31 protein-coding genes are annotated in these 26,692 nt (G+C 72.0%); 12 read left to right on the top strand and 19 right to left on the bottom strand.

Going from position 1 to position 26,692, the window contains the following annotated elements:
* Positions 1–5: 5 nt before the first annotated feature.
* On the top strand, positions 6–1,424 hold the full coding sequence (locus ACQEV1_RS43330; RefSeq protein WP_285627464.1) for an MFS transporter: 1,419 nt from the start codon (positions 6–8) through the stop codon (positions 1,422–1,424).
* A gap of 79 nt (positions 1,425–1,503) precedes the next feature.
* Here ACQEV1_RS43330 and ACQEV1_RS43325 read toward each other — a convergent pair whose 3' ends face one another.
* On the bottom strand, positions 1,504–1,974 hold the full coding sequence (locus ACQEV1_RS43325; RefSeq protein ID WP_433402687.1) for a cupin domain-containing protein: 471 nt from the start codon (positions 1,972–1,974) through the stop codon (positions 1,504–1,506).
* Positions 1,975–2,052: 78 nt separating this feature from the next.
* Between ACQEV1_RS43325 and ACQEV1_RS43320 the strand changes: the two genes are divergently transcribed.
* Complete coding sequence (locus ACQEV1_RS43320) at positions 2,053–2,628, top strand: TetR/AcrR family transcriptional regulator (protein ID WP_433402684.1); 576 nt, start codon at positions 2,053–2,055, stop codon at positions 2,626–2,628.
* A gap of 60 nt (positions 2,629–2,688) precedes the next feature.
* Here ACQEV1_RS43320 and ACQEV1_RS43315 read toward each other — a convergent pair whose 3' ends face one another.
* From ACQEV1_RS43315 to ACQEV1_RS43305, 3 genes are all read right to left on the bottom strand, one after another.
* A complete protein-coding gene (locus tag ACQEV1_RS43315; protein WP_433402682.1) occupies positions 2,689–3,537 on the bottom strand; it encodes a chitosanase in 849 nt (282 codons plus the stop codon).
* A gap of 186 nt (positions 3,538–3,723) precedes the next feature.
* Positions 3,724–4,227, bottom strand: coding sequence for a mycothiol transferase (locus ACQEV1_RS43310; RefSeq protein ID WP_285627478.1), 504 nt, complete (start codon positions 4,225–4,227; stop codon positions 3,724–3,726).
* A gap of 83 nt (positions 4,228–4,310) precedes the next feature.
* Positions 4,311–4,748, bottom strand: coding sequence for a hypothetical protein (locus ACQEV1_RS43305; protein WP_433402679.1), 438 nt, complete (start codon positions 4,746–4,748; stop codon positions 4,311–4,313).
* Between the two features lie 125 nt (positions 4,749–4,873).
* On the opposite strand from ACQEV1_RS43305, the gene ACQEV1_RS43300 reads away from it, so the two are divergent.
* Positions 4,874–5,887 carry an SDR family oxidoreductase gene (locus tag ACQEV1_RS43300; RefSeq protein WP_433402677.1) on the top strand — a complete coding sequence of 338 codons (1,014 nt, stop codon included), beginning with the start codon at positions 4,874–4,876 and terminating at the stop codon, positions 5,885–5,887.
* On the top strand, positions 5,884–6,228 hold the full coding sequence (locus tag ACQEV1_RS43295; protein WP_433402674.1) for a hypothetical protein: 345 nt from the start codon (positions 5,884–5,886) through the stop codon (positions 6,226–6,228). The genes ACQEV1_RS43300 and ACQEV1_RS43295 overlap by 4 nt, the downstream gene beginning before the upstream one ends.
* Here ACQEV1_RS43295 and ACQEV1_RS43290 read toward each other — a convergent pair.
* Positions 6,225–6,482 (bottom strand): DUF7218 family protein, encoded by a 258-nt coding sequence (locus ACQEV1_RS43290; RefSeq protein WP_285572956.1) that lies wholly within the window; start codon positions 6,480–6,482, stop codon positions 6,225–6,227. The genes ACQEV1_RS43295 and ACQEV1_RS43290 overlap by 4 nt on opposite strands.
* A 124-nt stretch (positions 6,483–6,606) precedes the next feature.
* Here ACQEV1_RS43290 and ACQEV1_RS43285 point away from each other — a divergent pair, with 124 nt between their 5' ends.
* On the top strand, positions 6,607–7,665 hold the full coding sequence (locus ACQEV1_RS43285) for a DNA topoisomerase IB (protein ID WP_285627493.1): 1,059 nt from the start codon (positions 6,607–6,609) through the stop codon (positions 7,663–7,665).
* Here the strand turns inward: ACQEV1_RS43285 and ACQEV1_RS43280 are convergent.
* The 8 genes from ACQEV1_RS43280 to ACQEV1_RS43245 form a co-directional block, all read right to left on the bottom strand.
* Positions 7,657–8,709, bottom strand: coding sequence for a Ppx/GppA phosphatase family protein (locus tag ACQEV1_RS43280; protein ID WP_285627496.1), 1,053 nt, complete (start codon positions 8,707–8,709; stop codon positions 7,657–7,659). The genes ACQEV1_RS43285 and ACQEV1_RS43280 overlap by 9 nt on opposite strands.
* Positions 8,710–8,779: 70 nt before the next feature.
* Complete coding sequence (locus ACQEV1_RS43275; protein WP_285627499.1) at positions 8,780–9,019, bottom strand: hypothetical protein; 240 nt, start codon at positions 9,017–9,019, stop codon at positions 8,780–8,782.
* A gap of 49 nt (positions 9,020–9,068) precedes the next feature.
* Positions 9,069–9,740, bottom strand: coding sequence for a glycosyltransferase (locus tag ACQEV1_RS43270; protein WP_285627504.1), 672 nt, complete (start codon positions 9,738–9,740; stop codon positions 9,069–9,071).
* 212 nt (positions 9,741–9,952) lie between these two features.
* Complete coding sequence (locus ACQEV1_RS43265; RefSeq protein WP_433402668.1) at positions 9,953–10,543, bottom strand: class I SAM-dependent DNA methyltransferase; 591 nt, start codon at positions 10,541–10,543, stop codon at positions 9,953–9,955.
* Positions 10,540–11,247, bottom strand: a complete 708-nt coding sequence (locus ACQEV1_RS43260) for a PIG-L deacetylase family protein (protein ID WP_433402665.1) — start codon at positions 11,245–11,247, stop codon at positions 10,540–10,542. Before ACQEV1_RS43260 ends, ACQEV1_RS43265 begins: the two co-directional genes overlap by 4 nt.
* Positions 11,244–12,137 (bottom strand): acyl-CoA dehydrogenase, encoded by an 894-nt coding sequence (locus ACQEV1_RS43255; protein WP_433402662.1) that lies wholly within the window; start codon positions 12,135–12,137, stop codon positions 11,244–11,246. Before ACQEV1_RS43255 ends, ACQEV1_RS43260 begins: the two co-directional genes overlap by 4 nt.
* Positions 12,138–12,394: 257 nt before the next feature.
* Positions 12,395–12,490 carry a DUF397 domain-containing protein gene (locus ACQEV1_RS43250; protein ID WP_433402659.1) on the bottom strand — a complete coding sequence of 32 codons (96 nt, stop codon included), beginning with the start codon at positions 12,488–12,490 and terminating at the stop codon, positions 12,395–12,397.
* Entirely contained in the window at positions 12,490–13,293 is an 804-nt protein-coding gene (locus tag ACQEV1_RS43245; protein WP_433402656.1) for a helix-turn-helix domain-containing protein, read from the bottom strand. The genes ACQEV1_RS43250 and ACQEV1_RS43245 overlap by 1 nt, the downstream gene beginning before the upstream one ends.
* On the opposite strand from ACQEV1_RS43245, the gene ACQEV1_RS43240 reads away from it, so the two are divergent.
* Both ACQEV1_RS43240 and ACQEV1_RS43235 read left to right on the top strand, forming a co-directional pair.
* The gene (locus tag ACQEV1_RS43240; RefSeq protein ID WP_433402653.1) at positions 13,198–13,827 is read left to right on the top strand and encodes an ATP-binding protein; all 630 of its coding nucleotides are present in this window, start codon (positions 13,198–13,200) and stop codon (positions 13,825–13,827) included. The genes ACQEV1_RS43245 and ACQEV1_RS43240 overlap by 96 nt on opposite strands.
* A gap of 52 nt (positions 13,828–13,879) precedes the next feature.
* On the top strand, positions 13,880–14,245 hold the full coding sequence (locus ACQEV1_RS43235) for a helix-turn-helix domain-containing protein (protein ID WP_433402650.1): 366 nt from the start codon (positions 13,880–13,882) through the stop codon (positions 14,243–14,245).
* On the opposite strand, the gene ACQEV1_RS43230 is transcribed toward ACQEV1_RS43235, so the two are convergent.
* Positions 14,220–14,957, bottom strand: coding sequence for a phytanoyl-CoA dioxygenase family protein (locus ACQEV1_RS43230; RefSeq protein WP_285627523.1), 738 nt, complete (start codon positions 14,955–14,957; stop codon positions 14,220–14,222). The genes ACQEV1_RS43235 and ACQEV1_RS43230 overlap by 26 nt on opposite strands.
* Positions 14,958–15,106: 149 nt before the next feature.
* On the opposite strand from ACQEV1_RS43230, the gene ACQEV1_RS43225 reads away from it, so the two are divergent.
* Positions 15,107–15,532 carry a VOC family protein gene (locus ACQEV1_RS43225; protein ID WP_433406088.1) on the top strand — a complete coding sequence of 142 codons (426 nt, stop codon included), beginning with the start codon at positions 15,107–15,109 and terminating at the stop codon, positions 15,530–15,532.
* A 12-nt stretch (positions 15,533–15,544) separates the two neighbouring features.
* Here the strand turns inward: ACQEV1_RS43225 and ACQEV1_RS43220 are convergent, their stop codons facing one another.
* Entirely contained in the window at positions 15,545–16,051 is a 507-nt protein-coding gene (locus ACQEV1_RS43220) for a universal stress protein (RefSeq protein ID WP_285627525.1), read from the bottom strand.
* Between the two features lie 111 nt (positions 16,052–16,162).
* Here ACQEV1_RS43220 and ACQEV1_RS43215 point away from each other — a divergent pair, with 111 nt between their 5' ends.
* Positions 16,163–16,567 carry a nitroreductase family deazaflavin-dependent oxidoreductase gene (locus ACQEV1_RS43215; protein ID WP_433402646.1) on the top strand — a complete coding sequence of 135 codons (405 nt, stop codon included), beginning with the start codon at positions 16,163–16,165 and terminating at the stop codon, positions 16,565–16,567.
* A 191-nt stretch (positions 16,568–16,758) separates the two neighbouring features.
* Positions 16,759–18,630 (top strand): GTP-binding protein, encoded by a 1,872-nt coding sequence (locus tag ACQEV1_RS43210; RefSeq protein ID WP_433402643.1) that lies wholly within the window; start codon positions 16,759–16,761, stop codon positions 18,628–18,630.
* 11 nt (positions 18,631–18,641) lie between these two features.
* Here the strand turns inward: ACQEV1_RS43210 and ACQEV1_RS43205 are convergent, their stop codons facing one another.
* Positions 18,642–21,323, bottom strand: coding sequence for a helix-turn-helix transcriptional regulator (locus ACQEV1_RS43205; RefSeq protein WP_433402641.1), 2,682 nt, complete (start codon positions 21,321–21,323; stop codon positions 18,642–18,644).
* A 128-nt stretch (positions 21,324–21,451) separates the two neighbouring features.
* Between ACQEV1_RS43205 and ACQEV1_RS43200 the strand changes: the two genes are divergently transcribed.
* A complete protein-coding gene (locus ACQEV1_RS43200; RefSeq protein WP_285627532.1) occupies positions 21,452–22,039 on the top strand; it encodes a dihydrofolate reductase family protein in 588 nt (195 codons plus the stop codon).
* A 32-nt stretch (positions 22,040–22,071) separates the two neighbouring features.
* Here the strand turns inward: ACQEV1_RS43200 and glgC are convergent, their stop codons facing one another.
* Complete coding sequence (gene glgC, locus ACQEV1_RS43195) at positions 22,072–23,307, bottom strand: glucose-1-phosphate adenylyltransferase (RefSeq protein ID WP_285627535.1); 1,236 nt, start codon at positions 23,305–23,307, stop codon at positions 22,072–22,074.
* Between the two features lie 71 nt (positions 23,308–23,378).
* On the opposite strand from glgC, the gene glgA reads away from it, so the two are divergent.
* Entirely contained in the window at positions 23,379–24,605 is a 1,227-nt protein-coding gene (gene glgA / locus ACQEV1_RS43190; RefSeq protein ID WP_433402637.1) for a glycogen synthase, read from the top strand.
* On the opposite strand, the gene ACQEV1_RS43185 is transcribed toward glgA, so the two are convergent.
* Entirely contained in the window at positions 24,563–25,810 is a 1,248-nt protein-coding gene (locus ACQEV1_RS43185) for an FAD-dependent monooxygenase (RefSeq protein ID WP_433402635.1), read from the bottom strand. The genes glgA and ACQEV1_RS43185 overlap by 43 nt on opposite strands.
* The gene (locus ACQEV1_RS43180) at positions 25,807–26,640 is read right to left on the bottom strand and encodes an alpha/beta fold hydrolase (protein ID WP_433402632.1); all 834 of its coding nucleotides are present in this window, start codon (positions 26,638–26,640) and stop codon (positions 25,807–25,809) included. Before ACQEV1_RS43180 ends, ACQEV1_RS43185 begins: the two co-directional genes overlap by 4 nt.
* Between the last annotated feature and the right edge of the window lie 52 nt (positions 26,641–26,692).

Raw genomic sequence — 26,692 nt, 5'->3', positions numbered from 1 at the left:
ACGGCATGAGCACCGCGATCATCGAAAGACCGGCCCAGGAGCGGGCCGCCGCCGTACCCGGCCTCGGGACACTGCTCGTCCTGCTCGCCGGGACCTTCGTCACCACGCTCGACTTCTTCATCGTCAACGTCGCGATCCCGGCCACCCAGCGGGACCTGCACGCCGGGCCGTCCACCATCCAGTTCGTCGTCGCCGGCTTCGGGCTCGCATTGGCCGCCGGGCTGATCACCGGGGGACGGCTCGGTGACCTGTACGGCCGGCGGCGGATGTACACGCTCGGGCTGACCCTGTTCACCCTCGCCTCGCTCGCGTGCGGGCTCGCGCCGACTGCCGGGTTCCTCGTCGGGGCACGCGTCGCGCAGGGCATGGCGGCGGCGCTGCTCATGCCGCAGGTGCTCGGCATCATCGGCACCGTCTACACCGGCGAGCGCCGGGCGCGGGCCTTCAACGCGTACGGGCTGGCGATGGGGTTCGGCGGCGTGTTCGGGCAGCTCATCGGCGGGCTGCTCATCAAGGCGGACATCGCCGGGCTCGGCTGGCGCACCGTCTTCCTGATCAACGTGCCGGTGGGGCTCGTGGCGGTGCCGGCGGCGATGCGCCTGGTGCCGGAGTCGCGGGCGGGCAAGGCCCGGCTCGACGTGGTGGGCGCCCTTCTCGTCACCGCCGGGCTGGTGTTGATCGTGCTGCCGCTCGTCGAGGGACGCCAGGAGGGCTGGCCGCTGTGGACCTGGCTGTGCCTGGGCGCGGCGCCGTTCGTCCTCGCCGCCTTCGCCGTGTACCAGCGGCGTGCCGGTGAGCGCGCGCTGATCCACCTCGGCCTGTTCCGGCACCGGGCGTTCAGCGTGGGCGCCGTGATCGCGCTGCTCAGCCAGATGGCCGTCGCCTCGTTCTTCCTGATCCTCGCGCTGTACCTCCAGCAGGGCCGCGGGCTGTCGCCGCTGGAGTCGGGCCTGATCTTCCTGGCGCTCGGGGCCGGCTACTTCGTCTCGTCCTCGCGGGCGGTGCAGGTCGCGGCCCGGCTCGGCCGTCAGGTCCTCGCCCTCGGCGCGCTGACCATGGCCCTCGGGTACGGCCTGCTGGCCCTCGTCGCTGGGGCGACCGACGGCGGGATCGGCTGGCTGATCCCCGGGCTGCTCCTCGCGGGCTGCGGCATGGGCCTGGTGATGGCGCCGCTGCCCGCGACCGCGCTGACCGGGGTCGAGCCGCGGTACGCCGCCTCGGCCGCGGGTGTCGTCTCCACCTCGCTGCAGTCCGGCGGCGCGATCGGCGTCGCGGTCGTCGGCGTCGTCTTCTACGACGTCCTCGGCACGACCCGCTTCTCGGCCGCGTTCGTCGCCGGCCTCACGACGGTGATCGCCTGCTGCCTCGTCACGGCCGCGCTCGTCCAGCTCCTGCCGGGCCGGCGGCCGGGGGAGGGGCACTGATCGCTCCCGGCCCGGTACGGCGGTACGTGGGTCCGGCCCGAAAGGGCCGGGCCCATTTTGTTCGGGTGTCCTAGCGCCGCTAGGGCTTCGGCGGTACCTCGTAGTGGATGTCGTACTTCGCGGCGATCGGGTTGATCTTCGCCGGGTCCAGTGCGCCGTCGGTGAGTACCGACGGACCGGCCTCGAAGAGGTCGGCCAAATAGCATTCCCATCCGCCGGGTGAGGAGATCTGCAGCACGCGGGGCGGCGGATCGGAGGCGCGGCGCAGGGCGTGCGGCACCCCGTGCGGTAGCAGGACGAAGGACCCCTTGCTCACCGTGAGACTCCGGTCGTCGAAGTCGACCCCGAGGTCGCCGTCCAGCACGTAGACGCACTCGTCCGCCACGTGGTGGGTGTGCCGGGGGATGTCGCGCTCCAGGCGGACCTCCAGCAACGAGAACCGTCCTTCGGTGTCCTCGGTCATCGCCTTGACCGCGAACGCGGGGGGCATCGGTACACGGCCCGGTCGCGCCTCGCCGGGCTCGAGCACAAGGAAACGATCTTCAGACATCGGTAGTATCCTCTTCGGTAGATAAATGGAATAGGAATCCGCTTCCGGTTCGGGGAGCGTCGCAGAGGAGCGTCATCCTTGTCAAGGCCGCCATCCGCCAGCCGTAGACCGCGTGCCGACGCCGAGCGCAACCGCCTCCGCATACTGGACGCGGCGCGTACGCTCTTCGCCGAACGCGGCGCCGAGGTCCAGATGCCCGAGATCGCGCGGACCGCCGACGTCGGGATCGGCACCGTCTACCGGCACTTCCCGACTCAGCGCGCGCTCATCGAGGCCGCCGCCGACCACCGGTTCGCCGAGATCCAGGACTTCGCCCGCACCGAATGCCTGGACAACGCGAGCCCGGGTACGGCGCTGGCGTGCTACCTACGTCACGTCGGAGAGATCCTGGCGGGCGACCGGGGACTGTCCATCGCCATCGAAACGTCCCGGGCCACGCCCGGAAGCGAACCCCGGGGAACCGTACGCGCCGACCTTGAATCGACCGTGCGACTCCTGATCGAAAAAGACCAGGCCGCGGGAGCGCTCCGCGAAGACTGCACGGTCGGGGACGTCTACATGATCGCCGGCTCGCTCTCCGCGGCCATCCGCACCGGCAGCGGCGACTGGCGACGACTCCTCGACCTGGTACTCGATGGCCTGCGCCCTCGCTGAGCCGGGGTCGGCGGACCGGCGGGCGGACGCGGTCGGGAGCCGTGTTCGCCCGCCGGAGTTCTATGCGCCGATGGCGTAGCCGTCGCCGTACACCTTCCAGGCGAGCGGCGGGGTGAAGTCGAGATTTCCGTTGTTCAGGAAGACGCGCTGCTCGGTGTCGACGCGACTCGTGTCGCTGTGCGCCTCCTCGCGTTTCATCGCGACTTTCCGCGCGTCGAGGAACGCGTTGAGATAGGTGACCTCGCTGCCGCCCTGTGCCGGGGGCTCGGCCTTCGCCAGGGCGGCCGCGCGGATTCCGCCGAAGCTGTCCGCGTCATCTCCCGGCCCGTGCATGACCATGGCGTCGTAGTAGATGAACTGCCCGAGCGCCCGCAGACCGTCGCTTCTCGCCTGCCGGACGGCGGGGTCGAAGTACGCCGAGTCGCGCTCGTCGTCCTGGGCCCGCTGGAACGCCGGGTCGGCGGCGGCCTTGCGCCAGGCGGCGGGAAATCCCGGGTCGAGGCCCTCGTGGGAGTCGGTGCCGTTCACCGCGCGCAGCGCCGGCAGGTACTTGGCGAGGGCGTTGCCCGGCTCCGCGTCGGTGTAGGCCTGGACGACCTTGAGCATGTCGCCGGTGCCGGAGCAGAAGCCGATGACGCCGCCGGTGTAGCCGCGCCCGTCGTCGATGTCCTCGATGTACTTGTACTGCGCCCGCCAGTCGAGCGAGGAGTTCTCCGCACTGGAGACCACCTGCATGGCGATGTCCTTCTCGCGCGGGTCATTCAGGTCGACGGCCGTCGCCCGGGCGGAGAGCGCGGCCCGCGCTCCGGAGGGGTGCCCGTCACGGGGGAAGGTCAGCAGCGCGGACACACCACCGGCGAGAAGGACGGCGAGGGCGGCGATCGTCCATCGAGCGGATTTCCGTGGCACGAATGATCCTGAGGGGCCGGGGGTGTACGGCGAATGGCGCTGGCGGATGAAAGCATGAATTCTGGCTTGATGTCAACTATTCGGTAAGGAAGGTGCTAATAACGGAAAGTAGTGCCGTAGCCAGAGTCGTGCGCCGTGTAATTGCCGACGGTGACAATTCCGCCGTCGTCGTCCGCCGCGCAGACCTCAGGGAAGGATGCCGCGGAGGAAGGCGGCCTGGCCGGCGTGCTGGGTGTCGTCGTTGATGACGCTGACGAGCCGTACGCCCAGCGTCACCGGCGGGTCCCACGCCTCGTCCACGACGCGGTCGAGGTCGGCGTCCTTCAGTCCGGCGACATACCGCAGGGTCTGCTCGTGCACGGCGTCGTAGTAGCCGGTGAGGAGTTCGCCGGACTCGACGCGGACCGCCGCTACGGCCTCCGCGTCGTGACCGTACCCGGTGTCGGACGGCGGCAGCGGCAGGCCGAACCGCTCCGCCCACCCTCCGGCGGTCCACACCTGCTCGACGCCCGCCACGTCGGCGATGTGGTCGTCCTGCACGCGGGTCAGGTGCCAGACGAGCCACGCGATCGAGTTGGAGTCCTCCGTCAGGCGCGCGGCGAGCCGGTCCGGGGACAGGCCGTCCACGACCTCGTGCACGGTCTCGCGAACGCGTTCGAAGGCGTCGGTCAGCAGTTCGGCGCTGTTCATCGGCTTCGTTCCCTTCCTGGCCGTCATCGGTCCGCTCGCTTCGAGGATGCCAGGCGCGGGCGCGGCGCCGGGCCGTGGGTGGTTCAACGCACCTCGGCGGCCGCCGCTCGGATGAAGCCTTCGACGTGTCGCTCTGTACGCTCGCCGTGCTCCATCAGCTCGGTCGCGTCTTTGGCGCGGTGAATGTCGGCCACCGCATCGATGGACTGGTCGGCGAGTTCGATCAGTCCCTGTTCATCGGCCAGGAGCTGGACGCGGTATCTCGCTCGCAACGCCACCGAGCGGAGACGCCCTTGTTCGACCTCGAAGCGCTCCGGAAGAGGATGGGTGAGTTCCCCATGACGGTGCAGCCATACCTTCAGCTCTTCGTGCCGGTACTCCATGACCGCCTCGGCGAATGCGCTGTACGCCGACAAACGCTCCTGCCGCAGCCGCTCGTCCCGCGCGAACCGCTCGGCGCGCCCCGCGGTTCGTCGCTGGAAGACATAGGTCAGAGCCGAGCCGAGCAGCGTGCCGGCCACCGCGACCAGGCTCGTGAGCGCACCCCCCATGCCAATAGTGGATCACACCGGGCACCGGCATGGCGTCGGCGCGGGTGGGTAGCGGTGACCGTGGACGGAGAGGAACGTGACCGAGGGGGAGCTCGATGGGCGGCAAGCGGGTCGTGGTGGTGACCGGCGCGAGTGGTGGGATCGGCCGTGCGGCGGCCCGTGCGTTCGGCGCCCAGGGTGACAAGGTCGCTCTGCTGGCACGGGGTGAGACCGGCCTGAACGCCGCCGCCGAGGACGTGCGCGCGGCCGGCGGTGAGGCGCTGGCCATTCCCACCGACATGGCCGACTTCGACCAGGTACGCGCCGCCGCCGAGCGTGCGGAGGCCGTGCTGGGCCCGATCGACGTGTGGGTGAATGTGGCGTTCAGCTCGGTGTTCTCCGAGTTCGTCGACATCGAGCCGGCCGAGTTCAAGCGGACCACCGAGGTCACCTACCTCGGCTTCGTTCACGGTACGAAGGTCGCGCTGGACCTCATGCTGCCGCGCGACCACGGCACGATCGTGCAGACCGGGTCGGCCCTGGCCAAACGCGGCATCCCGCTCCAGTCGGCGTACTGCGGCGCCAAGCACGCCGTCCAGGGCTTCCACGAGTCGCTGCGCACCGAGCTGCTGCACCGGGGCACCAACGTACGGACGACCATCGTGCACATGCCGGCGGTCAACACCCCGCAGTTCGACTGGGTGGAGTCGAAGCTGCCGAACCACGCCCAGCCGGTGCCCCCGATCTACCAGCCGGAGGTGGCCGCGCGGGCGCTGGTGTACGCCGCGGACCATCCGAATCGGCGGGAGTACTGGGTCGGCGGGAGCACCGTGGCGACCCTGCTGGCGAACCGGGTCATCCCGGGCCTGCTGGACCGCTACCTCGCCCGTACGGGCTTCGACTCCCAGCAGACCGACCAGCCGCGCGACCCGCACCAGCCGGCCAACCTGTGGAAACCCGCCGACGGCAAGGACGGCCACGACTACGGCGCGCACGGCGGCTTCGACGACAGGGCCCATCCGCGCAGCTACCAGCTGTGGGCCGCGCAGCACCGGGTCGCCCTCGCGACGGCCGCGGGCGCGGCACTGGGCCTGGCCGGCCTGGGCCTGCTGCGGGGCCGGTGCCGATGAGGGGCCTCGCGGCGGCGCGGCTCGCGTGGGGCGGGCTGCTCGTGACCAGGCCGGACCTGGTCCTGGGTACGCTCACGGGCCGTCCGGCGACGCGGTCGCAGACACGGGTCCTGCGGGTGCTCGGCACCCGCCACCTCCTGCAGGCGGGCGTCGAGCTGGCCCGTCCGACACGTGGTCTCGCCCGCGCGGGCGCGGCGGTGGACCTGCTCCACGCGGCGACGTGCGCGGGTGCGGTGGCGCTCCTGCCGACCTGGCGACGGGCGGCCCTGATCGACGGTACGGGCGCGGTGGTCTTCGCCACGGGCGGCCTGACCCGCGCCCGCCTTCCGTCGACCCCCTAGTGGTCGCGCAGGGCCTTGACGAGCTGGGCCTTCGTCATCGTGGAGCGGCCCTTGACGCCGATCTCGCGGGCGCGCTTGACCAGGTCGTCCTTGCTCCAGTCGTCGTACGACGGGCTCTTGCCGCCCTTCTTGCCGACCGAGGAGCGTGAGCTGCCCGCCGACGCGTTGGCGATCCGGGCGGCCTTCTCCTTGCTCTCGCCCTTGTCGCGGAGCTTCTGGTAGGTCTTCTCGTCCTTGATCTGTGCTCTCGGCATCGAGGTGCTCCTTTCGCGGTCGGCCGTCACGCATTCGCCTACCCGCTCTGTGCGTTTCACACCTGCTGACGGGTACGCGCCGGCGCGGTGATAGGCAGGAGGAGAGGCGGGTAACGCGAAGAGGGTGAGTGACACGCAGGAGGACGTCGTGACGGTCGAGCTCGCGCGCAGCGACCTCGGCGGCCCCGGCATCCGCCGGAGGCGGTGCGGACGCGGGTTCCGCTACTTCGACGGAGAGGCCGTCGCGATCAAGGACCCCGAGACGCTCGCCCGCGTGAAGGCGCTGGTGATCCCCCCGGCGTGGGAGGACGTGTGGATCAGCCCCGACGAGAACGGGCACATCCAGGCCGTCGGCACCGACGCGGCGGGCCGGCGGCAGTACCGTTACCACGACCGGTGGCGTGAGCAGCGCGACCGGGAGAAGCACGACCGGATGCTGGCGTTCGGCGCCGCCCTGCCCCGGGTCCGCGAGCGGGTGGAGCGCCACCTGAGCGGGTCCGGGCTGAGCCGCGAACGCGTGCTCGCCGCCGCGATACGCCTGATCGACCTTGGCTTCTTCCGGCCGGGCGGCGAGGAGTACGCCGCGGAGAACGGCACGTACGGCCTGGCGACGATCCGCCGTGAGCACGTGACGTGCTCCCACGGAGAGATCGTCTTCGACTACACCGCCAAGGGCGCCAAGGAGCGCGAGCAGGCCCTCGTCGACGACCAGGTCATGGCCGTCGTACGGAGCCTGAAGCGGCGGCGGAGCGGCGGGGACGAGCTGCTGGCCTACCGGAGCGGTCCGCGCTGGCACGACGTCACCGCCGGGGACATCAACGACTACCTCCGGGAGATCTCCGATGGAGACTTCACCGCCAAGGACTTCCGCACCTGGCACGCCACCGTGCTCGCCGCGGTGGGACTCGCCGTCTCCAAACCGGCCGCGACCAGCGAGAACGCGCGTAAGCGTGCGGTCGTCCGGGTGGTCCGCGAGGTCTCGGAGTACCTCGGCAACACCCCCGCCGTCGCACGGGCCTCCTACATCGACCCGCGGATCATCGAGCTGTACGAGCAGGGCATCACGATCGAGCCGGCGCTCGCCGACCTCGGCAAGGGACGCGACCTCGGCGAGCTCGCCACGCGCGGGCCGGCGGAGAAGGCCGTCTGGGAGATCCTCACCGACCACGGCGGTTCATCGTGACCGGCCCGCGGCGACCGTGGCGTTCCGGCCGGCCCGCTCCCGGGCGTACGCCGGCGGGGGACGCCGACGGCCGAAGGAGTGCTGGATCAGGCCGCCCAGCTCGTCGGTGACCGTGAGCGCCGGGGAGGTCCGCGTGCGGCGGACCGCGATCCCCTCGCGCAGGGCCCACGGGCAGACCTCGGCGTCCTCTAAGCCGAGCGTCGTCATCAGGGCCTCGGCCAGGATCGCTCCCGCGACGAGCTGGTGCACCCGGCTCTTCGCGACGCCCGGCAGCCGGGCCCGGCGCCGGTCGTCGTACGCGGCGAGCTCGGGGATCCGCTCGCGCAGCAGGTCAAGGCTCAGCACCCGGCGCGCGTACGGGCCGGCGGCGCCTCCCGGCGCACCGGTCAGGCGGGCGAGCTGCTTGAAGGTCTTGGACGTCGCCACCACCCGCCGCGCCGGGGGCAGGCCGCGGATCCGCCCGCCGACCTCGGCCAGGCGCTCGTACACGAGCCGCCGCAGCAGCCGTACGTCGCGGGGAGACGGCGGGTCGCCCGGCAGGTACGCGCGGGTCAGCCGGCCGGCGCCCAGCGGCAGGGACAGGGCGAGCGCCGGCTCCTCGCCGTCGCCGTAGGCGAGTTCGGTGGTCCCGCCGCCGATGTCCATCAGCAGCATCCGCCCGGCGGAGCAGCCGTACCAGGCGCGGGCGGCCAGGAAGGTCAGGCGCGCGTCGTCCCGGCCGGACAGGTGTCCCAGCCGGATCCCGGTCTCGGCCGCCACCCGTTCGAGGATCGGCTCCCGGTTGGCCGCGTCGCGGACCGTCGAGGTGGCGAACGCGATCAGCTCGTCGAGGTGCTCGTCCTCGGCCGCCCGCGCGGTCGCGCCGACCGCCTCGACCAGGCGCTCGACGGCCGGTGCCCCGATCCGCCCGTCCGGGGTGATCGCGTCGGCGAGCAGCGTCGGGTGCTTGACCGACCGGACCGGCCGAGGCGGCCGCCCGGGCCGGAGTTCCACGATCTTCAGGTGGGCGGAGTTCGATCCGACGTCGAGGACACCGATGCGCATGGGTAACGCTCTACCCGCCGCGCCGGAATCTCACCCAGGAGGCCCGGCGCGACCCAGGTTACGGACGTGACTAAACGTTCTTCCGGTGCTCCTCGGGAGCGTCCTGACGCGGGGCCTCACCGGTCAGGATGTTCTGCCCCGGGTCGCCGTGGATCGCCCCGCCCGAGACCGGGCCGCGCTTGAGCCTGCCGCCCGGGTCCTTGCTCTTCATCGGGTGCCGGTTCGCTCGCACGGTCATGAAGATCCAGCCGATCAGGACGATCACGATCAGGATGAGCCCGATGACCGCCAGAATCCCGATATTGCTCATGAGGCCTCCTCTCGCCTGGAGCCCTACCCAGCGCCCGCCGTTCATGCGCTCAGCCGAGCGTGGTGAGGAGGTGCCCGAAGCCCTGCGGTGCCCGGTAGCGGCGCCGCGCGGAGGTGATGACCTCGACCTGCGGAGTGTGCAGCACGCGGTGGCCGGCGGCGGTCATCGCGGCGACGAGCGCGCGATCCTCGCCCGTGCGGACCGGCGGGAATCCGCCGGACGTGACGTACGCGTGCGCGGTGAAGCCGAGGTTCGCGCCGTGCACGGGAGCGGGGTCGCGCGCGTAGTGGCCGGCGTAGGCGGCGACCCGCCGGGGCGGATGCCCCGCCCAGTCCGTGACCTTGACCGTGCCGACGACCGCGTCCCAGCCCCGCGCCGCGTACCGCAGCTGGGAGTCGAGCCAGTCCGCCGGCACCAGCGTGTCGGCGTCGGTGGTGGCCACCCACGACACCCCGTGCCGCAGCAGCGCCCGGACGCCGGCCGCGCGGGCGACGCCGACGTTGCGCGCGGCGATCTCCACGACCTGCGCCCCGTGCCGGCGGGCCACCTCGGCCGTACGGTCGGTGCAGGCGTCGGCGACGACCACGACCAGGGCGTCACGGAGCGCGGCCAGGCAGGCCGGCAGCCGTTCCTGTTCGTCGTGCGCGGGCACCACCACGCCCGCTCGGGCTTTTTGGTCGCGTCCGCTCCTCACTCGCTCCGCGGGCGGCTCGTCCCTCACCGCCCACTCCACTCGCTGCGTCGCTCCCGCTCGGGTTTCCTGGTCGCGTCCGCTCCTCACTCGTTCCGCGGGCGGCTCGTCCCTCACCGCCCACTCCACTCGCTGCGTCGCTCCCGCTCGGGTTTCCTGGTCGCGTCCGCTCCTCACTCGTTCCGTGGGCGGCTCGTCCCTCACCGCCCACTCCACTCGCTGCGTCGCTACCGCTCGGGTGATCACGTGAGGCCCTCGGCGGCGGCCACTGAGACCGGTTCGCCGTTCACGTACACCTCGGCGACGAAGTCGGCCTCCCGGTGCTCGGCGAGCCGGGCCAGGCCGGTGGCGGCCAGGGCCGCGTGCACCGCGTCGCCGCTCTGCGGGTAGTCCGCCACGGGGTGCCGCCAGTGCACGGCCAGCAGGGTGCCGTCCGGCTTGAGGGACTTGGTGGCCAGGTCGAGCACCCGGCCCAGGTCCGCCGTGCCCAGGTAGTACAGGAACTCCGAGAACACGATCAGGTCGAACGTTCCGTCCGGCCAGTCCTGCGGGAGCGTCCGCCGCTCCACCCGCGCTCCGGGCGCCCGCTCGCGGGCCTGCCGTACCGCCTCCGGCGAGACGTCGCAGGACAGGAGCCGGTCGCAGCGCGGCGCGAGCATCGCGGTGAGCACGCCGATCGAGCAGCCCGGCTCGAACGCGTCCTCGTAGTGCCGGCGCGGCAGCATCGCCAGGCTCAGCGCGTACTTGCGCTCCTCGTACCAGCGGCTCGTGAACCCCCACGGGTCGGACGAGGCGGCGTAGACGCGCTCGAAGTACTCCGGTCCGAGCGTCAATGGAAGAGCACCTCCCACGGCCGCGTGAAGTGCGCCACGACGCCCGGCGGCAGGATCGGCTCGGCGCCTTCGAACTGGCTGGTGAAGCAGTCGATCGCCGCCCGCTTCCGCTCACGGGCCGGCGGCGGCAACGGCACCCGTACGGCCCGTTCCCAGGGCAGCCGAGGGTCGCGTGGGCGCGCCCAGTGCCAGGTCCAGATGGGGAACCGCCACACCTGGCCGCCGCAGGCCAGCGCCGCGCGCCCCACGGCCTCGTGGTCGGCGTGCACGTCGTACTCCCACGGGGTGAGGCACGCGTCGAAGCCGTCGATCAGGCCGGGCAGCAGCCGGCGCAGCTCCTCGTCCTTCACGCCGCTGTCGGGCAGCCCCAGCCGTACGGTCTCGCACGCGCCGATGTGCGCCAGCGCGGCGGCCGACTCGGCGATCCGGCGGGCGGCGATCTCCTCGGGGGCGACGGCGGGGTGGGAAGCCTCGCCGTCGGTGACGGCGACGAGCCGCAGGCGTACGCCGCGGTCGGCGAGTATCGCCATCAGGCCGCCCACGCCGAGAATTTCGTCGTCCGGGTGCGCCGCGACCACGACGACGCTGCGCCACGCGGACGCGTCGAGCGCGGGCAGCTCGGCCAGGCCGTCCCACGCGCGCCACTCGTCCTCCGTCGTGCCGGGCGCATCGATGGGGTTCGGCTCGATGGGGTCGGCGCTCACCAGTCGTCCCCGGTGACCATCGCGCCGAGGGCGGCCAGGTCGCGTTCGGCGTGGTGCTGGCGGATGTACACGGTCAGGTCCGCGACCCGCCGGGCATGCGCCTCGTCGTGGGAGAGCGGTCCCGCGCCGAGAGCCCGGCCCGTACGGTCCAGCACCTCCGCCGCGACCTCGGCGACCAGGGACCGCACCCGCAGGGCGCGGGCCGCCGCCTGCTGCTTGCGGTCGAGCGGGTCCGCGTCGATCTCGTCCGCCGCCCGTTCCAGCGCGTCGCGCGCCGAGGTCAGCGCGATCTCCACCGCGCCCAGGTGTGCCAGCGCGTGCGGCTCGCGGACACCGAGCAGCGGACGGGCCACCGCACGGGCCCCGCCGTACCAGACCGCCGCGACCCCGACGCCCCCGTGATGGAACCCGGGCCGCCCGGTGTACCCGCCCGGCGGCCCGACCTGCTCGGCCGGAACGCCCTCGAACCGCACGTCGAGGCTGTCGCTGGCCGCCATGCCGGTGGCCGGCCAGGTGCCTTCGACCGGCTCGCCGGGCTCCACCGCGAACAGCAGGTCGCCGGCGGTGACCAGCGCCCGCGTGCAGACGCGGGCTCCGCTGCAGTACGGCTTGACGCCGCTGACCCGCCCGCCGTCGGCCTCCAGACTCGGCGGCTTGGCCGCCCACACGCCCCAGAGGTCGCCGGGGGCCGGTCGCGGCCCGTTCAGCTCGGCGAGGATCGCCAGAGCGTCGAAATGCCCCTCGCTGAGCCGGGCGAGGGAGAGGTCCTCCTCGGCGAGCAGGGCGAACAGGGCCCAGCGCTCACGCGTCGCCCCGCTGCCGGGCAGCGGGACTCGCAGCCCGGCGACGTCGGTGAATCGTTGTTCGACATGTCGCTGCCATGGGGTCACGAGCCCTCCGCTACCCCGGTTTCGGCGTATCTAGCATCCGCCCGCTGAGGTCCACGCCACATCGGCGCTCGCGAATATGCAGGTCGGGCCACGGGGATTGAGGGGGCGGGAGCGTCGGAGGTGGTTACTTCATCCCGAGAGACTTGGCCTCTTCCCGCGTGACGACCTTGCCTTCGACACACTCAGTGCTTCCACTGCGGGTGCTCTTCCGCCAGCCGTCTCGTGTGATGTGTCTGTCCACTACACGGCCTCCAAGCTCAAGCCTTGACCACCTTGACCTCTACGCACTCCGGGTTATTGGCCCCACTTCGGGTGCTCTTCCGCCATCCGTCGTCGGTGACCTGCCGGTCCATCAGAGAGCCTCCATGACTCGTCGGATCATCTCTCGGGACGCCGATTCGGGGAGGGCCGCCTGCCCGATCCGGTCGTACTGGAGACCGAACTCCCGGATCTCGCCGCTATCGGCCACCAGCCTCCCTCCACCTGGCGACTCGGTATAGGCGACGTCCCCTTCGCTGCCCGATATGAGGGAGAAAGACCCATCTACCCCAGCATGGGCTCCTGCGGTCCGGGGGACAACCCTCATGCTGATGTTCGGCCGATTGGACATGTCCAAGAGGTGGGCGAGTTGTTTCCGCATGACCTCCGGGCCGCCAATCGGCCAGTCGATCACGCTCTCCGGGACGATCGCCCAGTACAGAGGCGGGTCGCTCTTCTTGAACACGTCCGCCCGTGCCATGCGCTGGCTTAATGGTCCCTCGAAGTCGATCACGCCTCCACCTCGAAACAGCGCGGTGGCGTACTCCGGGGTTTGGAGAAGGCCGGGGACCGTGATGGCCTGATAGGTCTTGATCAGGCGGGCCTTGATTTCGAGGTGGGCGTACTGCTTGAACCAGTCCGGGTCATGGCCCCGGCGAGCGAACCGCAGCAGCCGGGAGAAGTGGCCGCCGGTCTTGAATCGCACGTCGAGGGCGAGGGCCTGCTCGTCGGTGAGCTTCCTCCGCCCGGCTTCGATATTTGAAACATTCGGACCGCTGCTCTGGATGACCGTGGCCAGCTGATGCAGCGTGAGGCCGTATTTCTTCCGATAGAAGCGTACGTCGTGAGCCAGCCAGGCCCACAGCGACGAATCCGGATCGACCAGTTCATCGACCATGGTGACCCCTTTCAACTTTCCGTCCTTTCGAAAAGGTATCGCCGCCTTGTGTCATGGGTCCAGGCTTTCTTAAAAGAAAGCCAGGAGGCAAGTATGGACCGCTGTAACGCGCCACAATTCGGACTAATCCTGCATAATTCCGATAATCCACTTCGGCAGGAACGGCGCTTGCCGCCCTTTCTCGCCTCTGCCGGTGTGGCGCGTGACTTCGTCGCCTCCAGGCTTCGCCTTTGGGGGCGGTCCCACCAGGTGGACGACGGTGTTCAGCTCGTCAGCGAGATGTTCAACAACGCTCTCATCCACGCGCCGAGTGCGGACTATGTCGTCGCCGTCGACTGGAACGGCGGAAGGGTTCGCCTTGAGATATGGGACTCGTCGCCGCACCGTCCGATCGTGCTCCCGATCGACTTCGAGCAGGAGCACGGGCGGGGCATGCACCTGATCTCTGCCCTCGCGGAGTCGTGGGGGTGTCACGTCGCGACCTCCGGCAAGTGCGTGTGGGCTATTCTCGCCGGCGCGCCGAAGACTCCATGAATGCGAATGCCGTTCCCCTCTCTCTCCCGACGAACTGGATTGGTCTTCCTCTGTGCCTCCCCATAGCACTTCGCCCGATGATGATCTGCTCCGGCCGCGTGAGGTCGCCGAGATGTTCGGCGTACGCACGACGACGATCGCCCGATGGGCGCGCGACGGAATCCTCTCCGCCGTGGCGACGCCGGGCGGCCATCGCCGTTACCGCCGTGCCGAGATCACCGCGGCCCTGCGATCGGTCCGCTCTTCCGGACGAGAGCGAACCGAACAGGACGCCGTACGCCTGTACGACCAGGGGTGGCCGATCCGGCGCGTCGCCGAGGAGTTCGGCATGAGCTACGGAGCGATGCGCCGGCTCCTCGTGAACAACACCCGCCTGAGAGAGCGCGGAGCCGTCAGGCGGTCGCCGGGTGGGACCTGATCGGCTCGTAGTCCAGCCACGCGTCCTGGAGGAACGCGCTCCGGTGGGACGCGTGGTCGGTGTTGCTGAGCCGGAAGTACAGCGCGCGCCGTGTCTGGTCGGACTCGTAGTTGCCGCCGATGTTGTGGCCGAGGAGGTAGTGCGCGAGCAGCAGGTCGCCGGCGCGTCCGGTGATCTGCTCGGGCTCGGGCAGGTCGATCGGCGGGTAGGCGCAGAACATGCGCGGGCCGTGCTCGCGGAAGTACGCGGCATGGGTCAGATGGGTTCCCGGCCAGACCCACAGATTGCCGGCGTTCTCCGTGAGCTGGTCGGTCATCAGGATCCCGGCCAGCAGGGTGAACGTGCCGCGGATCGGCCCGTCCTCCGGCTCGGCGTGGGCGGCGTCGATGTGCGGCCCGCCGGGGCGGTGGGAGTACGGCGGGATGTTCAGCGCGACCTGGACCTGCCAGGGGACGTCCAGCGTGCCACGGCCGGCCAGGTCCTCGGCGAGTCCGAAGGCCGGGCTGCCGGTCAGCGGCGCGATCAGGGCCGGCTCGTCCTTGGTCTCCAGGAAGTAGAAGTGCGGCCCGCGCTCGTCCTCGGCGGGCGGGTCGGCCGCGGCGACCTCGTCGATCCGCCGGGCCGCCTCGTCCAGGAGGTCGCCCGGCACCACCTGCGGGACCAGGACGTAACCGCGCTCGGCGAACTCCTTGATCTGCGCGTCGCTCAGCACCCGGCCGACCCTAGACAGCCACCCCGGCCGGCGGCGACCGAATTTCGTCGGGGCCGAAGACGATAATGGCTCGCCGGCTCCGTCTCAGGGGCAGGCGCGGCCACCGTGGCCGTACCAAGCGAAGGGGGCCCAGCGTGGCGATCCAGCGGATGGACAACGTTCTCATCGTCGTCGAAGACCTTGACGCGGTCATCGCGTTCTTCGTCGAACTCGGGATGGAGCTGCAGGGCAAGGGGCCACTCGACTGGCCTGGGGCCGAACGCGTCGTCGGGCTGAAGGACGTCCGCCAGGACGTCGCCATGCTGCGGACCCCGGACGGCCACAACGGAATAGAACTGGTGAAGTTCCACCAGCCGAAGGCCATCACCCCCGAGCCGAAGGACGCGCCGGCGAACACGCTGGGCATTCGTCGCGTCATGTTCGCCGTCGACGACATCGAGGACGTCATCGCCCGTCTGCGCACCCACGGCGCCGAACTCGTCGGTGAGCTGGAGCAGTACGAGGACGTCTACCGGCTCTGCTATGTCCGCGGCCCCGAGGGCATCGTCGTCGGACTGGCGGAGCAGCTCAACTGAAGCCCCCGGCGGCTACGGGACGACCGTCACCGGCCAGCGGCCCGCGCGGACCAGGCGGGACGCGACCGAGCCGATGAGCCGGTGGCCCGCCTGCTCGGACGAGCCGACCACCACCATGTCGGCGTGCAGCTCGGTCGCGGCGTCGCGCAGTTCGACGAACGCGTCGCCGCGCCGTACGACGAAGGTGATCGGCACGGCGATCTCGTCGGCGCGTTCGCGGATCTGCGTGCGCAGCTCGTCGATCAGCTCCCCGAACAGCTGCTCCTGCGCGGCGACCGCCGGCCCGGCCGACATGCCGGTCCACAGCGACGGCGCCGCGACGTACACGAACACCAGGCGGGACCGCTGGCGGCGGGCCAGCCCGGCGGCGTACGCGCCGGCGCGCATGGCCGTCGGCGAGCCGTCCACGCCGGCGAGGATCATCAGCGGACCGTCGGTGCCGCGCTCGAACACGCCCGGCGCCCACTCGGGTCCGTACTCCTCCACCAGCTGGACCGTCCCGGTCTCATCGGTGCTCACGAAGCCAGTATCGATCAACGGAGGCCGCCGGGCGACAACGGGCCCGGGGAAGGATCGCGGGTGCTCGTTGGTTGTGCGGCACGGAGATCTCGATCAGATGAGGTGAGGCACATGCTGTTCGGCCGGGAGCACGTCGAGCGCTACCAGGAGACCGGCGGCGCCGAGGGGCACGACTGGCAGGGCACGACGACCCTGCTGCTCACGACGGTCGGCCGCAAGAGCGGGCAGAAGCGCACGACGCCGCTGATCTACCGCAGGAAGGGCGACGACGCCTACACGGTGATCGCCTCCAAGGGCGGGGCCGACGAGCCGCCGCTGTGGTTCACGAACCTGCAGGCCAACGCGGAGGTCGAGGTCCAGGTGCGGGGCGACAGGTTCGCCGCACGGGCCCGTACGGCGACGCCGGAGGAGAAGCCCGAGCTGTGGAAGGCGATGGCCGAGACCTGGCCCGCCTTCGACGACTACCAGAAGAAGACCGAGCGGGAGATCCCCGTCGTCGTCCTCGAACGCGTCTGACGCGACCGTCCCGCCCGGCGCCGGGCGCGTCGCCCGGCGACCGGCGGGGGCCGCGTGAATTCCGTTGCCCTCCGGGCGGTCACCTGCTGTAATCCCGCTGTCAGGTAGCCCACCCACGGAGAGACCAATGCGCCAGGCGTCCATGTCCACACGCGAAGGAGTTATCGCCTACCTCAAGGACATGACGCTCGGTGACAACGCTCAACCTCGGGATTCTCGCGCATGTCGACGCCGGTAAGACCAGCCTGACCGAGCGGCTCCTCTACGCCGCCGGTGTCATCGAGGCGGTCGGCAGCGTCGACGACGGCAGTACCCAGACCGACTCCCTGGCGCTCGAACGACGGCGCGGCATCACGATCAAGTCCGCCGTCGTGTCGTTCCGTCTCGGCGACGCCACGGTCAATCTGATCGACACGCCCGGCCACCCGGACTTCATCGCCGAGGTGGAGCGGGTGCTCTGCGTCCTCGACGGGGCCGTGCTCGTGGTCTCCGCCGTGGAGGGCGTGCAGGCGCAGACCCGCATTCTCATGCGCACCCTGCGTCGCCTCCGCATCCCCACGCTCGTCTTCGTGAACAAGGTCGACCGGCGGGGCGCGCGGTACGACGGCCTGCTGCGGGCGCTGGCCGAGCGGCTGACGCCCGCGATCGTGCCGATGGGCCGGGTGCGCGGCCTCGGCACACGCCACGCGGCCGTCACCCCGTACGGCCCGGCCGACGAGGACTTCCGCGCCGCGCTCGCCGACCTGCTCACCCGGCGCGACGACGACCTGCTCGCCGCGTACGTCGAGGATGAGACGGCGGTCACCCACGCCCGGCTCGGCGGGGCGCTCGCCGCCCAGGTGCGGCAGGGGCTGGCGCATCCGGTGTTCTTCGGTTCGGCGATCACCGGGACGGGCGTGGACGCGCTGACCGCCGGCATCCGCGACCTGCTGCCCCGGGCCGGAGGCGACCCGGACGGCCCGGTCTCGGGCACCGTCTTCAAGATCGAGCGGGGCGCGGCGGGGGAGCGGATCGCCTACGCGCGCCTGTTCAACGGCACCGTCCGGGTGCGGGACGCGCTGCGGTACGGCGACAAGAGAGAGTCGAAGGTGACCGCGCTCAGCGTCTTCGACCGCGGGAGGGCGGTGCCGCGCGGCCGCGCCGGGCCGGGGGACATCGCCCGGCTGTGGGGGCTCGTCGGCGTACGGATCGGCGACTCGCTGGGCGAACCACCGTCCGGCGACGCCACCGGTCACTTCGCGCCCCCGACGCTGGAGACGGTGGTCGTGCCGCGCCGCCGGTCCGACCGGGGCGCGCTCCACGCCGCGCTCACCGAACTCGCCGAGCAGGACCCGCTGATCGGCCTCCGGCAGGACGACCTCCGCCAGGAGATCTCCGTGTCCCTGTACGGCGAGGTGCAGAAGGAGGTCATCCAGGCGACGCTGGCCGGTGAGTTCGGCCTCGACGTGGAGTTCCGCGACACCACGACGATCTGCGTCGAGCGGCCCGCCGGCACCGGAGAGGCCGTGGCGGTCGGGCAGAAGGACGGCAACCCGTTCCTCGCCACGATCGGGCTGCGCGTCGATCCGGCCCCGGCGGGCTCCGGCACGCGTTTCGGGCTGGAGGTCGAGCTCGGCTGCCTGCCGTACGCCTTCTTCGCCGCGGTCGAGGAGACCGTGCGCGCGACGCTGCGGCGGGGGCTGAGCGGCCGGCAGGTCGTCGACTGCACGGTGACCATGACCCGGGCGGGCTACTTCCCCCCGGCCAGCACCGCCGGCGACTTCCGCGGCCTGACGCCGTCGGTGCTGACGGCGGCGCTGCGGCGGGCCGGCACGGTCGTCTGCGAGCCGCTGCAGCGGTTCCACCTGGAGGTGCCCGAGGACACGTACGGCGGGCTCGCGCCGGTGCTGGCCCGGCTGGGCGCCGTGCCGCGCACCACCGACGTGCACGGCACGGTCCGTACGGTCGAGGGCGAGATCCCGGCGGCACGAGTGCACGAGCTCGAACGGCGGCTGCCGGGGCTGACCCACGGCGAGGGCCTGCTCGAGTGCGCCTTCGAGCGGTACGCGCCGATGCGCGGATGACCGGGACGCGGTCAGTCTTCGGCGAGGTGCGGCGTGGCCAGCGCGGCGAGCTCGGTGCGGTTCGTGACGCCGAGCTTGGCGTAGACGTGGGACAGGTGGGTCTTGACCGTGCTGCGGCTCATGAACAGCCGCGCTCCGATGCCGGGGTTGCTGAGGCCCTCGGCGGCCAGCCGTACGACGCTGCGTTCGGCCGGGGTGAGCGCCGACCAGCCGCTCGACGGCCGCCGGCGCGGGCCGCGGGCGCGCCGGGCCCACTCGACCGCCGCGGGTACGTCGAGCGCACCGCCCTCGGCCCACGCGGCCGCGTACGCTGTCTCGCCCAGCGCCGCGCGCGAGCCCGGATCGGCGGGCACGGGGGCAAGGCCCATGTCGGTGCGCGCGCGGTCGCAGGCGGCGAACAGCCGGGTCGCCTCCGCGTGCGCCCCGGCCGCGACCGCGATCCGGGCGATCGCGTCCAGACTCCCGACGCAGCCGAGCCACAGGCCGTGTTCCGCGCGCAACGCCAGGGCCTCGTGGTGCAGCCGCTCCGCGCCGGCCGGCTCGGCGAGGCGGGCCTGCCGTTCGAGCGCGTCGGCGATCACCCCGGGCATGCCGACCGCGCGGGCGACGGTGAGAGCGCGTTCGCAGGCGGACGCCGCGGCGGCGTCGTCCCCGGTGGCCTGGAGCGCGGCGGCGAGCCCGGTCAGGGTCTGCGGGGACAGCGCGGCCTCCTGACCGGCGCCGTCGCCGAGCCAGCTCGTCTCCGACCGGAACCAGGCGACCGCCTCATGCGGCCGGCCGGACCGCAGTTCGAGCTCGCCCATGGCCCGCGCCAGGCCGGGCACGAACGGCGGCCGCTCGGCGCCCTCGACCAGCCGGACCAGCGGGGCGAGGGCCGCACGCGCCTCGTCGAGGCGGCCGGCCGCCGTCTCCACGGTCGCCAGCACACTGGCGGCCGACCCGACGCGATGGTGGTCGGCGAGCGGGCGGGCCGTCCGTACCGCCTCGGCCGCGAGCGCGCGGGCCCGTTCGACGTCGCCGGTGTAGAGCGTCCCGCAGGCCCAGAATCCGAGCGTCGTCGAGGCGACACCGCGGTCTCCGCGCCGCAGCAGGCCCTCCGTCGCGGTCCGGAAGAGGTCCTCGGCCTCGTCGTGCTCGTCGCGCAGGTGCCGGATCATCCCCATGAGGGCGGTCGCGCCGTCGGCGACGAACTCCTCGCCGGACTCCCGCGCCTCGCTCCGCGCCGTCTCCGCCAGTTTCCAGGCGGTGTCGAAGTCTCCGAAGAACAGGCCGACGGCCCGGAGCAGCCGCGCCAGGCAGGCGGTCGCGACGTCACCGGCCTCGACCGCGATGTCCAGCGCCGTCGCCGCCGCGTCATGGTCCGGCCCGGCCGGGTGGGTCGTGTCGGCGACCAGCGCCAGGCCGGTCAGCAGGCGGGCCTGGAGCGCGGTGCGGTCGTCCGGCGCGCGGTCGACGGCCCGCCGCAGCAGTTCCAGGCCCTCGTGACCGCGCCCGTTCAGGTGCCACAGCCAGGGCAGGCCCGCGAGGAGCAGACGGCCGCGTCCGGGATCGTCCCGGGACAGGCCCCACGCGGCGGCGGCGCACAGGTTCTCGTGCTCGGCGCCGACGGCGGCGCGCCAGGCGTCCTTGTCGCGGGCCAGCAGGGGACGGACGTCGTCCGTCAGCGCCAGGTACGTGTCGAGGTGCCGGTCGCGGACCCGGTCGGCCTCCTCCGATGCCTCCAGCAGCGCCACGGCGTAGGCGCGGACCGTCTCGGGCATGCGGTACCGCGCGACGCTGCCTCGCGTGTCCGCGACGACCAGCGACTTGTCGACGAGCCGCCCCAGACCGGCCAGCACCGACATCCCGTCGAGCGGGCCGAACCCGCAGACCCCGCGCGCCGCGTCGAGCGTGAAACCTCCGTGGAAGGCCCCGAGACGGCGGAACAGGGTCCGGTCGTCCTCCTCCAGCAGGTCGTGGCTCCACGCCATCGACGCGGCGAGCGTCTGGTGCCGCGCCGCGACGCCGCGCGGGCCCCGTACGAGGAGGGAGAACCGGTCGTCCAGGCCCTGGAGGATCTCCCGGGCCGACAGAGTGCCGGACCAGGCCGCGGCGAGTTCGATGGCGAGCGGGATGCCGTCGAGCCGCGCGCAGGCGGTGCGCACCGCGTCCCGGTCCGGCGCCGGCACCGGTCCGGCGCGCTCCTCGAAGAGCGCGACCGCGTCCTCGGCGCCGAGCGGCGGAACGCGCCAGACGACCTCGCCCGGCACGCGGAGCGGTTCGCGGCTCGTGGCCAGCACCGTCACGCCGGGGCAGGCGCGCGTCAGCGCGGCGGCCAGCTCCGCGACGGCCTCGACGACGTGTTCGCAGTTGTCCAGGCACACGAGCATCCGGCGGTCGCCGAGCTGCCGGGCCAGCGAGGGGATCGCGTCCCGGTCCGCCGCCGGGAGGACCCCGGCGGCCGTCGCGACCAGCTCGGGAACGATGAGGGCGTCGGCCGTGGTCGTCAGATCCGCCCAGCAGACCCCGTCCGGCCGGCGTACGGCCTCCGTCGCCGCCGCCTCGATCGCCAGCCGGGTCTTGCCGCAGCCGCCCGGCCCGGCGATGGTGACCAGCCGCGCGTCGCCCAGGGCGGCGGCGAGGGCGCGCAGCTCCGGTTCGCGGCCGACGAAGGTCGTCGGCGGAACCGGGAGGTCAGGTCGGATCGCGGACATCTCGGCACAGTCTGCCAGCCGCCCTCATCCACCCGGGCTCCCGGCATCGGCCAGGTGGCCGATGTTCCGCGTCGCGCGCTCCGCCAGCATTGAACACGTCACCGAGAGAACACCTAAGGAGATTCGAAATGGGCAAGGTCATCGCGAACATGTCGATGTCGCTGGACGGCTTCATCGCCGACCCCGCCGACGGGATCGACGAGCTGTTCGGCTGGATGGGCAGCGGCGAGGTGGAGGTGCCCACCGCCGTGGAGTGGGCGACGTTCCGCATGTCGCCGGCGAGCGCGGCGTACATGCGCGAGTCGATGGCGAGCGTCGGCGCCCTCGTGGCGGGCCGGCACCTGTTCGACATCACGCACGGCTGGGGCGGCACCCACCCGCTGGGCGTGCCGGTCGTCGTGGTCACCCACGAGCCGCCGGCCGACAAGCCGAACCCGGACACCTTCACCTTCGCCGACTCGGTCGAGAGCGCGGTGAAGGTCGCCCGCGAGGCCGCGGGCGACAAGAACGTCGTGATCGCCAGCGCGAAGATCGCCCAGCAGTGCCTCGACGCCGGGCTGCTGGACGCGATCCACGTCGACCTGGTGCCCGTGCTGCTCGGCACCGGCGTCCGGTGGTTCGAGAACCTCGCCACGGCGCCGGCCCGGCTGGAGGGCCCGGAGGTCATCGAGGGACAGGGCGTGACCCACCTGGCCTACAACGTCCGCCGGTCCTGAGCGTCCCGTGCCGGGGGCCGCGGCCCCCGGCGTCAGCCCGGGATGATCTGGTTCTTCTCGATCACGCGGACGCCGTTCGGCGTGACGGTGAAGCGCTCCTGGTCCTCCTCCAGGTCCACGCCGATCCGCGCGCCGTCGGGGACGCTCACGTTCTTGTCGATGATGGCGTGCCGTACGACGGCGCCGCGCCCGATCCGTACGCCGTCCATGAGGACCGAGTCGCACACCGACGCGCCGGAGTCCAGGTGGACGTCCGGCGACAGGATCGACCGCTCGGCCGTGCCGCCGGACAGGATCGCGCCGGGGGAGACCATCGAGTCGACCGCGTACCCGCGCCGGCCCTCCTCGTTGAAGACGAACTTGGCCGGCGGGAGCGGGTCGTGGCCCGAGAAGATCGGCCACCGCCGGTTGTAGAGGTTGAAGATCGGGTGCACCGAGATCAGGTCCATGTGCGCCTCGTAGAAGGCGTCCAGGGTGCCGACGTCGCGCCAGTAGCCCCGGTCACGGTCGGTGGAGCCGGGCACCTGGTTGTCGGCGAAGTCGTACACCTGCGCCTGCCCGGCCTCGACCAGCTTGGGGATGATGTCCCCGCCCACGTCGTGCCGGCTCGCGGTGTCCAGCGCGTCCCGCTTGACGATGTCGATGAGCACGCGGGTGTCGAAGACGTAGTTGCCCATCGAGGCGTAGATCTGGTCGGGCGCGTCGGGCAGGCCGACGGCGTCCTTCGGCTTCTCCCGGAACGCCGCGACACCGCGCCCGTCGGGGCCGGTCTCGATGACGCCGAACTGGTCCGCCAGCGACAGCGGCTGGCGGATCGCCGCGATCGTGACGCCCGCGCCGGACGCGATGTGCTGGTCGACCATCTGCCGCGGGTCCATGCGGTAGATGTGGTCGGCGCCGAACACCACGACGTGATCGGGGCAGTCGTCCTCGATGAGGTTGAGGTTCTGCAGGATCGCGTCGGCCGAGCCGGAGAACCAGCGGGGGCCCAGCCGCTGCTGGGCCGGCACCGGGGTGACGTAGTTGCCCAGCAGGGTCGACATACGCCACGTACGGGAGATGTGCCGGTCGAGGCTGTGGCTCTTGTACTGCGTCAGCACCACGATGCGCAGGTAACCGGCGTTGGCCAGATTGGAGAGCACGAAGTCGATGAGCCGGTACATGCCGCCGAAGGGCACCGCCGGTTTGGCCCGGTCGGCCGTCAGCGGCAAGAGTCGCTTGCCCTCGCCACCCGCCAGCACCATGGAAAGGACCTGAGGCGTCGCCATGGAGTGACCATAACCGCCCAGGTCACCCCCGGAACAGACGTGATGGGATCTTTCGCTCTACCCTACTGAGCATGCGCGTCGATCTGCTCAGCCGTGAGTACCCGCCGGAGGTCTACGGCGGCGCCGGGGTGCACGTGGAGTACCTCGCGCGGGAGCTGCGCGCGCTCTGCGACGTCCGGGTGCACGCCTTCGGTGCCGAGCGCGACGAGCCGGGCGTCTCCAGCCACCGCGTTCCCGGCGGCCTGGAGTCGGCCAACGCCGCACTCCAGGTGCTGGGCGTCGACCTGGAGATGGCCGCCGCCTGCGCCGGCGCGGACCTCGTCCACAGCCACACCTGGTACGCCAACCTGGCCGGACACGTCGCCAAGCTGCTGCACGGCGTCCCGCACGTCGTCACCACGCACAGCCTGGAGCCGCTGCGGCCGTGGAAGGCCGAGCAGCTCGGCGGCGGGTACGCGATCTCCTCGTGGGCCGAGCGCACCGCCATCCTCGCCGCCGACGCGGTCGTCGCGGTCTCCGAGGGCATGCGCCGCGACGTGCTCGCCTGCTACCCGGAGGTCGACCCCGAGCGGGTCACCGTGCTGCACAACGGGATCGACACGGCGCAGTACGCGCCCGACCGCGGCACGGAGGTGCTGGAGCGGTTCGGCGTTGACCCCGGCCGGCCCTCGGTGGTGTTCGTGGGCCGGATCACCCGGCAGAAGGGGCTGCCGTACCTGCTGCGGGCGGCCCGGGCCTTCGACCCGTCCGTGCAGCTCGTGCTCTGCGCCGGAGCGCCGGACACCCCCGAGATCGCCGCCGAGGTCGACGCGCTCGTCGACGGCCTCCGCCGCGAACGCGACGGCGTCGTGTGGATCGCGGAGATGCTGCCCCGCCCGCAGGTCGTCCAGCTGCTCAGCCACGCGAGCGTGTTCGCCTGCCCGTCGATCTACGAGCCGATGGGCATCGTGAACCTGGAGGCGATGGCCTGCGAGGCGCCGGTCGTGGCCACCGCGACGGGCGGCATCCCCGAGGTCGTCGCCGACGGGGAGACCGGGCTGCTGGTGCCGATCGAGCAGGTCGCCGACGGTACGGGCCTGCCGGTCGACCCCGAGCGTTTCGTCGCCGACCTGGCCGAGCGGGTCAACGCGTTGATCGCCTCGCCGGACCGCGCCGCGATGGGCCGGGCGGGCCGCCGCCGGGCGGTCGAGCACTTCTCCTGGGCGCGGATCGCCGAGCGCACCCGCGAGCTGTACGCCGGGCTCGTCGACCCGCCCTACTCGACCCGGGCTCTTGGCACGGCGGGCGACGGCGGGTAGTCGTCGACCGTCATGGAGTTGTAGAGACGTGCGCTTCCGGTGGTGAGGCGGAGGAGCGCGCGGCCGGGGCCCGCGGGGAGGGCGGAGATCAGGCGGGCGCCCTGGGCCAGTCCGGACACGCCGAGGCGTGAGGCGGGGATCAGGGTCCTCGCGGCGCTCAGCGCGACCGCGCGGCTCGCGCGCACGTGGTCCGCCATCGCACGCTCGTAGGCGGGGAACGCGACCTCGTGGTCGCCGTCCGCCCGTGCCAGCTCCCCGGCGAGGACGTACGCGCCGACGACGGCGAGGGTGGTGCTGCCGCCGACGGCCGGGCCGGGGCAGTAGCCCGCGTCGCCGACGAGCGTCACCCTCCCCCGTGACCAGGTGTCCATGTGGAGCTGGCTGATCGAGTCGAAGTAGAACGCCGGGGTGCGGTCGAGCTCCTCCAGCCAGCGGTCCACGTCAGGGTGAAGGCCGGCGAACGCCCCGCGCAGCAGCTCCTTCTGCCGGTGAACGTCGCGGTGGTGGTGGTCGAGTTCGCGCTCGCTCCGGAACAGGAACAACGCCCGCGCGTCGCCGAGGTGCCGCGCGCCGTACATGCCGGCCGTGCGGCCGACGCCGACGTGCATGAGGAGTTCGCCGTCGAGGCCGGCGGTGTTGGCCAGGGACAGCACCCCGAAGTAGGCCCCGATATGGCTGCTGAAGCGGGACTCCTCGCCGAAGGTGAGGCGGCGCACGTTGGAGTGCAGCCCGTCCGCGCCGACGACGAGGTCGAAACGGCGCGGCGGGGCGTTCTCGAACCGCACCTCGCCGTCGGGCGAGATCGTGGTGATCGAGTCGTCGAAGACGTACTCGACGTCCTCGCGTGTGGCGTCGTAGTAGATCTCGCTCAGGTCGTCGCGCATGACCTCGACGTGCCGGTCGGAGGCGGCGCTGAAGATCTTGGAGAGGTCCGCCCGGACGGGACGCCGCGCGCCCTCCCGATGGACGGTCATCCGGTTCGTGCCGGTGGCCCGCTCCTCGACGCGCGGCAGCACGCCCATCTTCTCCGAGATGTTCATCGCGGGCCGGAAGAGATCGACCGCGTGGCCGCCGGTCTTGCGCAGACCCGACGCGCGCTCGACGACGGTGACGGAGAAGCCGTGCCGGGTGAGCCAGTACGCCAGCACCGGGCCGGCGATGCTGGCGCCGGAGACGAGAACCCGCTTGGCACCCCTCGTCCTCATTCGGTCCCCCGTACGGTGAAGGCCAGGAGAAGCGCGGCGGTCCGCGGCGGGTCCTCGAGCAGGGGCGAGTGCCCGAGACCGGGCAGCAACTCGACCCTCGCGCCCGGAACGGCGCGGTAGTCGGCGGCGGATGAGGATCGCCATCGGCGGTCGTCCTCGCCGAAGATCACCAGCAGCGGCTTGCCGAGGACCGCCAGCCGATCCGGCAGCGCCTGCTGTTCCAGGTAGGAGGTGGTGGCCCGCATCGTCGCCATGAGCGCGTGGTGGGTCATCCCGCGCGCGTCGTCCAGGAGCTCTTCGGGGATCTGGTAGCCCGCGCGGCTGAAACCGGTGCTCGCGAACAGCCGGAGCTGCTCGTCCGTCGGCGGCCACTGCGAGGGCGCGGCCGTCTCCGGTGCGATGAAGGCGTTCAGGCTGGGTCCGGTGTTGATGAGCGCGAGCGCGGTCACCAGGTCGGGCCGCTGTTCGGCGAGGGCGGTGGCGGCCGCGCCGCCGCTGGAATGACCGACGACCACGGCACGCTCGACGCCGAGCCGGTCCAGTACCACGCCGGCCCGGCGTGCCTGGTCCGGGAGCGCGTAGCCGCCGTCGGCGGGTTCGGAGGACCGGCCGTGCCCGAGCAGGTCGATCCGGATGAGGCGGTGAGATCCGGCCAGCAGCGGAACCAGCGCGTCCCATGAGCGGGTCGAGGACGCGGTCCCGTGGATGAGCAGGAGTGCGGGGGCGTCGCGGGGGCCGTCCTGGCACACGTGGATGTCGCCGTCGTCCAGCGACAGGGTCGTGCTCTCGGCGCCGCCGTTCACGTACGGACCGCCGTCAGAAAGGGTCATGAGCCCACTGTCGTCTCCGGTACGCGCCGGAGGATTGGACAAATGTTCCCCT

It is taken from the genome of Actinoallomurus sp. CA-142502 (assembly GCF_050936355.1).
Classification (GTDB): domain Bacteria; phylum Actinomycetota; class Actinomycetes; order Streptosporangiales; family Streptosporangiaceae; genus Actinoallomurus; species Actinoallomurus iriomotensis.
Note: the sequence above shows the minus strand (reverse complement) of the source record. Positions and strands in the feature narration are given on the sequence as shown.

Coding starts and splice junctions, on each gene's coding strand:
- ACQEV1_RS43330 (WP_285627464.1), top strand. CDS start 6: ATGAGCACCGCGATCATCGAAAGACCGGCCCAGGAGCGGGCCGCCGCC.
- ACQEV1_RS43325 (WP_433402687.1), bottom strand. CDS start 1,974: ATGTCTGAAGATCGTTTCCTTGTGCTCGAGCCCGGCGAGGCGCGACCG.
- ACQEV1_RS43310 (WP_285627478.1), bottom strand. CDS start 4,227: ATGAACAGCGCCGAACTGCTGACCGACGCCTTCGAACGCGTTCGCGAG.
- ACQEV1_RS43300 (WP_433402677.1), top strand. CDS start 4,874: ATGGGCGGCAAGCGGGTCGTGGTGGTGACCGGCGCGAGTGGTGGGATC.
- ACQEV1_RS43295 (WP_433402674.1), top strand. CDS start 5,884: ATGAGGGGCCTCGCGGCGGCGCGGCTCGCGTGGGGCGGGCTGCTCGTG.
- ACQEV1_RS43290 (WP_285572956.1), bottom strand. CDS start 6,482: ATGCCGAGAGCACAGATCAAGGACGAGAAGACCTACCAGAAGCTCCGC.
- ACQEV1_RS43280 (WP_285627496.1), bottom strand. CDS start 8,709: ATGCGCATCGGTGTCCTCGACGTCGGATCGAACTCCGCCCACCTGAAG.
- ACQEV1_RS43275 (WP_285627499.1), bottom strand. CDS start 9,019: ATGAGCAATATCGGGATTCTGGCGGTCATCGGGCTCATCCTGATCGTG.
- ACQEV1_RS43250 (WP_433402659.1), bottom strand. CDS start 12,490: ATGGACCGGCAGGTCACCGACGACGGATGGCGGAAGAGCACCCGAAGT.
- ACQEV1_RS43240 (WP_433402653.1), top strand. CDS start 13,198: ATGCAGCGTGAGGCCGTATTTCTTCCGATAGAAGCGTACGTCGTGAGC.
- ACQEV1_RS43245 (WP_433402656.1), bottom strand. CDS start 13,293: ATGGTCGATGAACTGGTCGATCCGGATTCGTCGCTGTGGGCCTGGCTG.
- ACQEV1_RS43225 (WP_433406088.1), top strand. CDS start 15,107: ATGGACAACGTTCTCATCGTCGTCGAAGACCTTGACGCGGTCATCGCG.
- ACQEV1_RS43215 (WP_433402646.1), top strand. CDS start 16,163: ATGCTGTTCGGCCGGGAGCACGTCGAGCGCTACCAGGAGACCGGCGGC.
- ACQEV1_RS43205 (WP_433402641.1), bottom strand. CDS start 21,323: ATGTCCGCGATCCGACCTGACCTCCCGGTTCCGCCGACGACCTTCGTC.
- ACQEV1_RS43200 (WP_285627532.1), top strand. CDS start 21,452: ATGGGCAAGGTCATCGCGAACATGTCGATGTCGCTGGACGGCTTCATC.
- glgC (WP_285627535.1), bottom strand. CDS start 23,307: ATGGCGACGCCTCAGGTCCTTTCCATGGTGCTGGCGGGTGGCGAGGGC.
- glgA (WP_433402637.1), top strand. CDS start 23,379: ATGCGCGTCGATCTGCTCAGCCGTGAGTACCCGCCGGAGGTCTACGGC.
- ACQEV1_RS43185 (WP_433402635.1), bottom strand. CDS start 25,810: ATGAGGACGAGGGGTGCCAAGCGGGTTCTCGTCTCCGGCGCCAGCATC.
- ACQEV1_RS43180 (WP_433402632.1), bottom strand. CDS start 26,640: ATGACCCTTTCTGACGGCGGTCCGTACGTGAACGGCGGCGCCGAGAGC.